11 protein-coding genes are annotated in these 11,247 nt (G+C 60.5%); 7 read left to right on the plus strand and 4 right to left on the minus strand.

Annotated elements, in window-relative coordinates:
• Positions 1-107: 107 nt before the first annotated feature.
• The 4 genes from ACL9RI_RS20265 to ACL9RI_RS20280 form a co-directional block, all read right to left on the minus strand.
• Positions 108-1,568 (minus strand): catalase, encoded by a 1,461-nt coding sequence (locus ACL9RI_RS20265; protein ID WP_422728287.1) that lies wholly within the window; start codon positions 1,566-1,568, stop codon positions 108-110.
• A gap of 105 nt (positions 1,569-1,673) precedes the next feature.
• Complete coding sequence (locus tag ACL9RI_RS20270; RefSeq protein ID WP_422728288.1) at positions 1,674-2,330, minus strand: DsbA family protein; 657 nt, start codon at positions 2,328-2,330, stop codon at positions 1,674-1,676.
• A 42-nt stretch (positions 2,331-2,372) separates the two neighbouring features.
• Positions 2,373-3,239, minus strand: a complete 867-nt coding sequence (locus ACL9RI_RS20275; protein ID WP_422728289.1) for an MBL fold metallo-hydrolase — start codon at positions 3,237-3,239, stop codon at positions 2,373-2,375.
• 97 nt (positions 3,240-3,336) lie between these two features.
• Positions 3,337-4,257, minus strand: coding sequence for a LysR family transcriptional regulator (locus tag ACL9RI_RS20280; protein ID WP_422728290.1), 921 nt, complete (start codon positions 4,255-4,257; stop codon positions 3,337-3,339).
• Positions 4,258-4,354: 97 nt separating this feature from the next.
• Here ACL9RI_RS20280 and ACL9RI_RS20285 point away from each other — a divergent pair, with 97 nt between their 5' ends.
• The 7 genes from ACL9RI_RS20285 to ACL9RI_RS20315 all read left to right on the plus strand — a co-directional run bounded on the left by ACL9RI_RS20285 (position 4,355) and on the right by ACL9RI_RS20315 (position 11,231).
• Positions 4,355-5,377 (plus strand): NADP-dependent oxidoreductase, encoded by a 1,023-nt coding sequence (locus ACL9RI_RS20285; RefSeq protein WP_422728291.1) that lies wholly within the window; start codon positions 4,355-4,357, stop codon positions 5,375-5,377.
• Positions 5,374-5,841 (plus strand): hypothetical protein, encoded by a 468-nt coding sequence (locus ACL9RI_RS20290; RefSeq protein ID WP_422728292.1) that lies wholly within the window; start codon positions 5,374-5,376, stop codon positions 5,839-5,841. The genes ACL9RI_RS20285 and ACL9RI_RS20290 overlap by 4 nt, the downstream gene beginning before the upstream one ends.
• Before the next feature lie 200 nt (positions 5,842-6,041).
• Positions 6,042-6,545: a hypothetical protein gene (locus tag ACL9RI_RS20295; RefSeq protein WP_422728293.1), complete on the plus strand. Its 504-nt coding sequence runs from the start codon at positions 6,042-6,044 to the stop codon at positions 6,543-6,545.
• Positions 6,546-6,745: 200 nt separating this feature from the next.
• Positions 6,746-7,456 carry a hypothetical protein gene (locus tag ACL9RI_RS20300; protein WP_422728294.1) on the plus strand — a complete coding sequence of 237 codons (711 nt, stop codon included), beginning with the start codon at positions 6,746-6,748 and terminating at the stop codon, positions 7,454-7,456.
• Between the two features lie 141 nt (positions 7,457-7,597).
• A complete protein-coding gene (locus ACL9RI_RS20305) occupies positions 7,598-8,992 on the plus strand; it encodes an alkaline phosphatase (RefSeq protein WP_422728362.1) in 1,395 nt (464 codons plus the stop codon).
• A gap of 82 nt (positions 8,993-9,074) precedes the next feature.
• Positions 9,075-10,439, plus strand: a complete 1,365-nt coding sequence (locus tag ACL9RI_RS20310) for an alkaline phosphatase (RefSeq protein ID WP_422728363.1) — start codon at positions 9,075-9,077, stop codon at positions 10,437-10,439.
• A gap of 78 nt (positions 10,440-10,517) precedes the next feature.
• Complete coding sequence (locus ACL9RI_RS20315) at positions 10,518-11,231, plus strand: hypothetical protein (protein ID WP_422728295.1); 714 nt, start codon at positions 10,518-10,520, stop codon at positions 11,229-11,231.
• Positions 11,232-11,247: the final 16 nt, after the last annotated feature.

The following is an 11,247-nucleotide window of genomic DNA, read 5'->3' on the forward strand; positions in this document are numbered from 1 at the left end:
TAGATGCCGATCGGCATATTCGGTTTGCCTGATTACCCACGTCAAATCTCGAAAGAGAGTAAAGACCAAATAAATAGTGCGTTCATGGCTGTCCTTTGCTTGACTGATTAACTATCGATGCCGCGTGCCTTCAACGCTGCCCGCACGCCGGCGCCGTAGGCTGGATCGGCCTTGTCGAAGTGACCCAGCTGACGCTGCAGGGTTTCTGCCCGCACCTGGCTCAAGGGACCGGCCAGGTTGTCGAACAGGTTTTGCTTGCCTTGCGGCGTCAGCAAACGGAACAGATTACCGGCTTGCGTGTAATCGTCTTCCTGGCCGCGGCCATCGTAGCGCGCCGCGCCGCCATGCAGGTCCAGCGCCGGTTCGCCATTGCCCAAACCTTGCGGGGCACTGCCGGACGCCGCCACGTTGGCGTAGTTTTGCGCCGCGCCGCCATTGTGGATGGCCATGCTGCCGTCGCGCTGCTGGTTGTGGAACGGGCAGCGGGGGGCATTCACCGGCAAGTGCTGGTGATTCGTGCCAACCCGGTACAGCTGGGCGTCATGGTAGCCAAACAAACGGCCTTGCAGCATCTTGTCGGGCGAGTAACCCATGCCCGGCACGGCGTTGGCGGGCGAAAACGCGGCCTGCTCCACTTCCGCGTGGTAATTGTCCGGATTGCGGTTCAGCTCGAACACGCCTACCGGCTGCAGGGGGAAATCCTTGTGCGGCCAGACCTTGGTCAAGTCGAACGGATTCCAGCCCGTGCGCGCTTCCCATGCTGCCAACTGTTCTTCGGTCGCCACTTGCAGTTTGACATCCCATTGGGGGAAATCGCCGCGCTCGATGGCGCCGAACAGGTCGCGCTGGGCGTAGTCGGGGTCGGCGCCGGCCAGGCGGCCTGCTTCGGCAGCGCTCAGGTTCTTGATGCCCTGGCGGGTTTTCAGATGCCATTTCACGTACACGCGCTGGCCATCGGCATTGATCAGGCTATACGTGTGGCTGCCGAAGCCATCCATGTGACGGTAGCCGTCCGGCGTGCCGCGGTCCGAGAACAGCATGGTGACCTGGTGCAGGCTTTCCGGCGCATGGCTCCAGAAATCGAACATCATCTCGGCCGATTTCAGATTGCTTTGCGGATCGCGTTTTTGCGTGTGGATAAAGTCCGGGAACTTGATCGGGTCCTTGATGAAGAACATTGGCGTGTTATTGCCCACCAAATCCCAGTTGCCCTCTTCCGTGTAGAAACGCATGGCAAAGCCGCGTGGGTCGCGTTCCGTATCGGCGCTGCCGCGTTCGCCGCCCACCGTCGAAAAGCGCACGAAGGTGGCGGTTTTTTTGCCCACTTCGGAAAACAGCCTGGCCTTGGTCAAGCCGGAAATATCATGCGTGACGGTAAACGTGCCGTAGGCGCCCGAACCCTTGGCGTGCACCACGCGCTCGGGGATGCGCTCGCGGTTGAAATGCTGGAGTTTTTCGATCAGGTGAAAGTCTTGCAGCAGCAAGGGGCCACGGGAGCCGGCGCTGATGGAATTCTGATTATCGGCGACGGGGATGCCCGAGGCGGTGGTGAGTGGCGGCTGTTTCATGGCGGCTTTTCCTTGGTTGTGTTGTAACTGGTTAGCTGATGGGTTCAGTGTAACCAGCAGCACAACAAAGGAAAAGCTAATTGATTTTATTGATTCGATAGATATTTACAATGAACAACTATTTTCATCGCAAGTCTGGTCCAGCATGGCGCGCCATTTGCCCGCCTGGCCCAGGTAAGCGCCCACGTCGATCTGCCCCAGCCCGCCGTCGCCATCGTCGAGTACAAAAGTAGGGAAACCCTGGCCACCCGCCTTGGCCAGCAGCGTCCGGCTGGCCGCGATATGGCTGGCGACAGGTCCGCCTGCCAGCAAGCCGTATTGCGTTTCAAAAGCTGCCCCATCGAGGCCCAGTTCCTGCGCCAGCGCTACCAGCACCGGGAGGTCGGCGATGCGCAAGCCATCGACATAGTGCGCGCCCTGCACCTTGTGCAGCATGTCCAGTCCCTTGCCGGCCAGCGCTTCGGCCGCCAGGATGGCGGTGGTCGGCGGTTCGGAATCCATCATGGCGCTGCTGTCGTTCAGCAAGCCATGCAGATAGGCGTCGCCAAACGGCTGGCCCGTCAGCTGGGCGATGCGGCGGTCATGCGGCAAGACATAGTTGCGCCATTCAGGCGTGATCTGGCGGCGATTGCTGCCCGTCATCATGCCACCGCCGTGCAACACCACCGTCAAGCCGGGCACGGCGCGCGCCGCTTCCACCAGCGGCGCGGCGGCATAACACCAGCCGCACAGGGGGTCGAAAATGTAATGCAATGTGGCCATGGGTTTATCCTTGAATCATTAGTATGTTGAAAACGAGGGGGCTTACCACTGCATCTCGCCCTTGGCAACCTTGGCGCTGATGCCCAGCCCGCTGTCCAGCCCCAGCTTCGGATAATGCTGCTGCATGGCGGCGATCAGGGCGGCCGAATTGGCGGCCTTGGCGGTTTCCGCTTCAAACGTCACCAGATAATTGCGGGTAAAGGCGATGCTGTCCGGCGTGAACGGCGAACCGGGCTTGAAGTGGCCAGGCACCACGGTGACGGGCTTGAGCGCGGCGATGCCGTCCAGGGTCTTGATCCAGTCCTGGCGCGATTGCAGGGTTTGCGTATCGGCCATCCATACGTGCAGATTGTTGAACAGCACCACGCCCCCAACCACGGCCTTGATCGACGGTATCCACACATAGGTGCGCGATGGCGTCGGGCCGCTGATGTGCAGCGACTGGCCTTCGAGCGTGATGCGCTTGCCCTTCAATGCTTGCGGAATAACAATGCTCTGCGGCGCATTGCTTTTCAGGATCGGGCCCCAGTACGCCACCTTGGCATCGGCCTTGCGCTTGATCTCGGCCACGGTGTCGGCAGTGGCGACAATCTTGGCCTGCGGAAAAGCCGCCTTGATCACGTCGAGGCCAAAGTAATAGTCGGGATCGCTGTGGCTGATGTAGACGGTGGTCAGCTTCTTGCCGCTGGCCAGGATCTTTTGCACCAGCTTTTCCGCTTCGCCACGCGAAAACTGCGCATCGATCAGCACGGCGTCATGCTGGCCGCTGACCAGTACGGAGGCGACCGGGAAGATGGCCACCTCGCCGGGATTGAAGACGTCCAGTGTCAGGGGAGCAACAGCGGCGGCATGCGCTTGCACGGCGAACGCGGCGCTGCCCAGGATGAGGGTCGAAAAGAAAGCTTTCATGGTCTGGCCTTTGCGGGAAATGGAATGCGCCCATCTTACGTTGCTCAAACCGAACGAAAAACTGGCCTATATGCAACTGTTAATTGCATGAATCGCTCTAATCAAGCCCCTCTTCCAGCATCTGCGCCAACCGCTGCAGCCAGCCGCCCGCCTGCTGGCGGTTCCATACCAGCGCCACCTGTTCGCTGCATTCGAAGGCGCAATCGTCGACCTGGATGCGCAGCAGTTCCTGGTCTTCCAGCGCGAACTCGGGCAGGTAAGCGAGCGCATCGCCCGACTTGACGAAACCGAGCAGCAATTGCAGATCGTCGCTCCAGTAGCGTATCTTGCGCGGCAAGGCATCGTCGCGCCAGCCATCGGAACGGGCACCGCGCTGGGCGCCGCAAAACAGCGAACGCGACGGGCAAGCGAAATCATGCTGCAGCACCTGGGCGCTACTGGCGTGCAGCAATCCATCGTCACTGGGCGACAGCTGCGCCGCCAGTGGGTGCGAACGGCCGGCCACCAGGTGCAGGGTCACGCTGCCGAGCGGCGTGGCTTGCCATTCCGGCGACCAGTGTTCGCCGCGCCCATCGAGCACCTCGCCCGTCACCAGCGCCGCGTCGATATCGCCACGGGCCAGCGCAGCCAGCGCTTCTTCCTCGAACATGGCCAGCATGCGCAGGTTTGCTTGCGGATACCCGCGCAAGGCGCCGGCGAGCGCCCTGCCCTGGCGCCACAGCAAGATGGCCGGGCCGCCAAGCCGGCAATCGAGCGCGGCTTTTTCACCCATGATGTCGGTGCGCGTCTGGTCGGCCAGCGCCAGCAAGGTGGCGGCGCGCTCCAGCAGCAGCTGGCCGCTGGTATTGAGCACCAGTTGCTTGGCGGAACGGTCGAACAGCGGCGTGCCCAGGCTGTCTTCCAGGCGTTTCAAGGCTTTCGAGATAGCCGAGGGCGTCAAATGCATTTCCAGCGCGGCCGCGCCCAGCGAGGGGCGGCGCGCGGCGCTGACGAAAATGCGCAAGTCAGACAAGTTCATGATGTCCTGATGGGATACGAATAGTGAATTTAAGTTGCTTTACGGGATACAAACCACAGTCTACCATCATCGCATCCCCATTTTTCGCGAGACCGCCATGTCACTGATCCAGCAACAATGGATATACCGCCAGCAGCCGCTGGCCGCCATTACCCCCGAGCACTACGAACTGGTCGAACAGACGCTCGATACCAGCCTGGCGGCCAATGAGGTGCTGATCGCATCGCGTTATTTCAGCGTCGATCCGTATATGCGCATCGGCCAGTCCAGCAAGCCGACCTACGATACCGAAGCCCATCCGCTCAATACGGTGCAGGCAGGCGCCGTGGTGGCGCAGGTGCTGGCCTCCAACAGCGCCGCGTTCGTGGAGGGCGACTGGGTCAGCGCCTATACGGGCTGGCAGACGCACGCCAAGGTCAACGCCGGCATCCTGACCAAGATCGATCCGCAGCAGGCGCCCGTCACCACCGCGCTGGGCGTGCTGGGCATGCCGGGCCGCACGGCCTGGTTCGGCCTGACCGAATCGGGCAAGCCGCATGCGGGCGAAGTGGTGGTGGTATCGGGCGCGGCCGGCGCCGTCGGTTCGCTGGTGGCGCAATTTGCCAAGCGCCACGGCGCGCGCGTGCTGGGCATCGCGGGCGGCCAGGCCAAGTGCGACTGGCTGCGCGACACATTAAAACTGGACTGGGCCATCGATTACAAGGCATTTAACGATGCCGATACGCTGGGTGCGGAAATCAAGCGCCTGACGGGCGGCGTGGACGTGTACTTCGACAACGTGGGCGGCATGATCACGGACGCCATCATTCCGCTGATCAACCGGCGCGCGCGCATCGTGATTTGCGGCCAGATCAGCCAATACAGCGGCGGCCTGGAAACCCCGGAACTGGGGCCCCGGCTGCTGCATCACCTGCTGTACCAGCGCGCCACCATCCAGGGCATGCTGGCGCGCGATTACCTGCACCGCATGGATGAAATGCGCCGTATCGTCGCGCCGTGGGTGCAAGCCGGTGACATCGTGTTCGAGGAAACCATCATCGAAGGCTTCGAGCAATTGCCGAGCGCCCTCAATTCCCTGTTCGGCGGCGAACACCGCGGCAAACTGCTGGTGAAAGCATGAAGAAACTCGCTGTGACGCTATGCGGCGCGCTGCTGTCGCTGGCGGCGCTGGCGGCCGAGCCCGCCATGCCGGGCATGGCCATGCCGGCCGGCCACACCAATCCGCATGCCAGTATGCCGACCTGGGGCACGCATGGCATGGCCATGTTTGGCGGCAAGAACGGGCTGACCGCCGCGCACTTGCCGATGGCCCATCCACCGCACGATTACCAGGCCATCTTCACCTTCCATGTGGCCGACGCGAAGATCGATGCGGCGCTGCGCCAGCGGCTCGAAGCGCACCCTACCTTGTGGACCATCGCGCCGGAAAAGTTCGAGCTGAACCGGCTGGACCCGGCCTCGAACAATCCCCTGAGGCACTTCAAGGCAGACATCGTGCTCGGGCATTTCGAGCAGGATGGCAAGACCGAATACCCTGACGTCACCATCGTGGTCGATAAAATCGAGCTTTATTTAAAACTGTAAAAATATATACACAATTCGATATTTAAAATAATATAGCCAGAATCGTGAATAGCGCATTGCATTATAAACAGCATTGCAAATTGGCGGGACTAGGAATACAGTATAAAAAGCATACCGCATTATCAGAGCATGATGAATGCGCCGCCCATATACGTATTACTACATAGTCACCACCATTAAACCACCACGCCTGAAATCGAATGAAGACGAAAACTACCTTAGCCATTTTTTCCCTGATGTCGTTGCTGAGTTTTGGCGCGGCTTCGGCCAAAGACATGAACGCCACGACCACGGTCGGTAACCAGGCGGCAGCCAGCCACCACGAAGAAGAAGCGCCAACCTACCTGAAGGCCGTGCGCCTGATCAACCTGCCCAATGGCGACTGCGCCTTTGAATATGGCAAGCTGGAAACCAAGGTCCATATGCCGGCCACCAGCTTCTTCGCGCAAACCAAGGTCGACGCCTATGAAAAAGTGGCCCATCCGGCGCCACGCATGCAGTACGTCGTGACCCTGAAGGGCAAGCTGCAGTTCAAGGTGACGAATGGCGACACCTTCATCATCGAGCCAGGCACCATCCTGATCGCCGAAGACGTGAAGGGCAAAGGCCACACCTGGGACTTGCTCGACGGCGACAAGTGGGACCGCCTGTATATTCCGATCCCGGCCGGCGCGGATGACCATTTCATCGCCGATAAAAAATAAGATGATCTGATTTTCAACTCAGCCTCTCATCGGCTTTAGCCTGAAGTGAAAACTTCAGGCTTTTTTTATTCCCGAAAGGAAAACTGAAAAATAATCGAGCCATCACATTTATTTATAAGCGCCATTCACGATATTCCGGATTGCATTTTAAAAATAAGATAATATCGACCTTATCTATAATTCACATCAGCATTATTAATATGTCCAACTTCATTTCTCCCGTCCCAGCGTCTTATCAGGGTATCTGGCGGCGCACCGGTATTTTCCGCAGCGATGGCCGCATCGATTTGACGACCAGCGTCTGGTGGTTCCAGTCAGCGCTGTTCCACATCGATTTGCGCGTGCCGCAAGACCGGCCCCGCGTCACCGACCCAGCCCTGCTTGCCAGCCTGCCGCCCGCACAACTGGCCCGCTTTGGCGCCCAGAGCGGCTTTGCCGGCGTCACCGTGGTGCAAGGCGAGCGTTGCGAGTGGCGCCCGGAAATCGCCTTCCCCACCATCAGCGAGGAGATTGACGCCGGCCTGATGCGTTTCGACACGCCGGACAATCTGCATGAAAGCGGCCTCGACGCCAGCTACCAGGAAGACTGGCTGCGCGTGGCCTCCGGCCCCGTCCTTGGTGCACGCCTCGACAGCCTCGACGATAGCGGCAAGGTCGCTTACCTGATCATCGGCGGCGAGCAGGCGGCCTGGGCCTGCGGACGCGCGGATGCGCAGTTTCCGGCAACGACAGGCAGCGAATTTTCACTGCTGCGGCGCGCCCACGCGGCAGCGCCATGGCATATCGCCGCCTCGAATCATGGCTGGCTGGAACAGGGCGCAACGATGGTCTTGCCAACACTCGACGACAGCCAGCCTGGCCAGGTGCTCAGCGTGGGCGCTGAACGTTGGCGTATCGACAAAATCGGATAGTCGCGCTCGACATAAAAAAATACAGTGTCATTGTTACGTAACAAATAATTGTTATCTTGCCAGCTTCTTCAACCGAGCTGGATCGATCACATGACACGCAGAAAAACTTCCGTCGCTGCCTGCAGCGTCGCAATCACCTTGATGCTGGCCGCCTGCGGCAGCGACAATAAAGAAGTCGTGGTGGAAGCTCCACCGAAAAACGTCATCTTCTTCCTCGGCGATGGCATGGGCCTGACCACCATGACGGCGGCGCGCATTTACTCGGTGGGCGAAGAAGGTTCGCTGACCATGGATACCTTGCCGGAAACGGCCTTCGTCAAGACCTTCTCGAACGACGCGCAAGTGACCGACAGCGCGCCATCGATGGCCGCCTACATGACGGGCGTCAAGATGAACAATGAAGTCATTTCCATGTCGGCCAATACGGTCGCCATCGAGCCAGGCGTGGACGCCAATGGCAACAAGCTGGTCAACAAGTGCGGCGCCGGCAATGGCACGCCAGCCACCACGCTGCTGGAACTGGCCAAGGCCAAGGGTTTTGCGGCAGGCGTGGTCAGCACGGCGCGCGTCACGCACGCCACGCCAGCGGCCACCTACTCGCATATCTGCCACCGCGACCTGGAAAACGATATCGCCGCGGCACTGGTGCCAGGCGGCGCAGGCTACAACAGCGCCCTGGGCACCACCGGCCTGGAAGTGGTCCTGGGCGGCGGCGCGCAATTCTTTACACCATTCAAGAACGGCGGCAAGCGCGCCGATGGCCGCGACCTGGTGGCCGAACTGAAAGCGAAAAACTACACCGTCGCCAACACAGGCGCCGACTTCAAGGCCGTCGATGGCACGAAAACCGACCGCTTGTTCGGCACCTTCACTTCCAGCCACATGAGCTATGACCTGGACCGTGATGCCACCAAGGAACCAAGCCTGGCGGAAATGACCACCAAGGCGATGGACGTATTGGCTAAGAACAAGAAGGGTTATTTCCTGATGGTCGAAGGCGGCCGCATCGACCATGCGCTGCATGAAACCACCGCCAAGAAAGCGCTGCAAGACACCGTCGCTTTCGACAACGCCATCAAGGCCGCCATCGACAAGGCCAAGCTGACCGACCCGACCCTGGCCAATACCCTGATCGTCGTCACGGCCGACCATGACCACACCCTGGTGCTGAACGGCTACGCCAAGCGCACCGGCAAGACGGCCGCCGGCAACCCTGGCGTACTGGGCCTGGTGAAGAACTATGTGACCGGCGCCATCGAGAAAGACCTCGACGGCGCACCGTACTCCATCATCGGCTTCGGCAATGGCGAAAACCGCACGCAAGCGAGCCGCGCCACCATGGCAAGCCTCGATGAAACCGTGACTAGCGCCAACACTTACCACCAGGAAGCAGTGATCCGCGTTTCTGCCGGCAATGAAACGCACGGCGGCACGGATGTCTTCCTGGGCGCCATCGGCAAGGGTGCAGACACCTTCCTGGGCACCATCGACAACACCAAAGTATTCGGCCTGGTCAAGAGCGCCGGCGGTCTGTAATCCCCAAGATAAAGAATTGGACTAGCATATGAAACTCGCATTGAAACCCGCCGCCCTGAATCTCTCCTTGTTGGCCACCCTGATGGCCGCCAGCGTGGCCAGCGCCTACGCCGCCGACGCCAAGAACGTCATCTTCTTCCTCGGCGATGGCATGGGCCCATCGGTCGTGACCGCTTCGCGCATCTACAAATACGGCGAAGATGGCAGCCTGAACATGGACAAGCTGGAACGCACGGCGCGCATCAAGACCTACTCGAACGATGCGCAAACCACGGATAGCGCGCCATCGATGGCCGCCTACATGACCGGCGTCAAGATGAACAATGAAGTCATCTCGATGTCGTCGGACACCATCGCCAAGGAGCCCAGCCGCGACGCCAACGGCAACCTGGGCGTGGATAACTGCCCGGCCAGCGGCAACGGCAAATCCGTGCCGACAATTTTGGAACTGGCAAAAGCCAAGGGCAAGGCCGTGGGCGCCATCACCACCACGGAATTGACGCACGCCACCCCGGCGACGACCTTCTCGCACATCTGCAACCGCAATGCGCAATACGCGATTGCCGCGCAAAGCGTACCGGGCGGCGCAGGCTACAACGCCGCCCTGCTCGATGGCGTCGATGTGCTGATGGGTGGCGGCCGCAACCACTACACGCCATGGTCGGCCACCAATAAATATGGCCGCGCCGATGGCCGTGACCTGCTGGCGGAATTTGCCGCCAAGGGCTACACGGTGGCCGCCACCAAGACCGACATGCAAGCGGCGCCGAACAACAAGAAGTTCATCGGCCTGTATTCCACCCGCAGCCACCTGGAATATGAACTGGACCGCACCGCCACGCCGCCGCTGGGCGAAGGCGCGACCCAGCCTAGCCTGTCGGAAATGACCGTCAAAGCAATCGATCTGCTGTCGCAAAACAGCAATGGCTACTTCCTGATGGTCGAAGGCGGCCGTATCGACCACGCCTTGCACGGCATCAACGCCAAGCGCGCGCTGAGCGACACCATCGCCTTCGACGACGCCATCAAGGCGGCCATCGACAAGATCAAGCTGACCGACCCGACTCTGTCGAACACCCTGATCATCGTCACGGCCGACCATGACCACACCCTGGCCTTCAACGGCTATGGCAAGCGCGGCAATCCTATCCTCGACATCAACCGCGACTACAAGTCCGGCCAGCCGAGCAAGGATGCCGATGGCAATACCTACACCACCCTGGTGTTCGGCAATGGCCCGAACCGCCCGAACCTGCGCACCAGCGTCGACAGCGCCACCGCGCTGGCCGACAACTATCTGCAAGAAACGGGCGTGCGCCTGGCCAGCGAAACCCACGGCGGCGGCGACGTCAAGCTGCTCGCTACCGGCGCCGGCGCCAAGACCTTCAAGGGCACGCTGGACAACACCAAGGTGTTCGACTTGCTGAAGGCGGCATTCGGCTTTTGATTGATATCAATAAGTAGTCAGACCGGGGCGGATGACACGCAAGTGGCATCCGCCCCCTTGCACATGTAAAGGACCACCATGCAATCGCACTTGATCGCCATCCTGCTGGCGGCCGGCTTTGCCGGCACGGCACAAGCCGCCCCGGCCACTCCCGTCGACCTGGACCTGGGCATCCGCTATTACAACCGCGTGCTGACGCCGGAAGGCGTGACGCGCGAAAGCCGCTACGAAGAAAAAATGCTGCGCCGCCCCGGCCACGTGTGGGTCGAGCGCGTCTTGCCGGCCGCCCACAGTGCACACGACGATGCGCATGGCGACAACAAGAAAGTGGCGCTGAAAAGCACCCAGCATGAACACAAGCATTTCAACCCGGTCGTGATCCCGCGCCACGTGATGCTGGAAAAGAACACCGTCAAGGTGGAATACATCGATGCCCACGACAAGGTGGTGGTGGCGATCCCGAAAGCGGAATACGAGAACGTCAATTTCGACGGTTCCTGGGAAAACAGTTTTTATTTGCTGGACCCGAAGCTGGTGGCCGCCATGCCGCTGTCGAAACAGGTGTCGACCGTCGCGGGCGCGCGCTGGCGCGAAGTGGAAAAGAATGGCGTCTTCCAGCGCGTGCTGTGGGATGAGCAAAAACAGATACCGCTGATCATCGAAAGCGGCGACCGCGCCAACACCTTTTATCGCCGGGTCGACGTCAAGCTGCAGCCTACCCTGAGCCGGGCCCAACCCTGGGCGAATGTGAAAAACTACGCCCAGCGCGAGTATTCGGATTATCTGGACTAAAAAAAAGCCAGGGCAA

This window comes from Janthinobacterium sp. Mn2066 (genome assembly GCF_049319705.1).
In the GTDB taxonomy this organism is placed as follows: Bacteria; Pseudomonadota; Gammaproteobacteria; order Burkholderiales; family Burkholderiaceae_D; genus Janthinobacterium.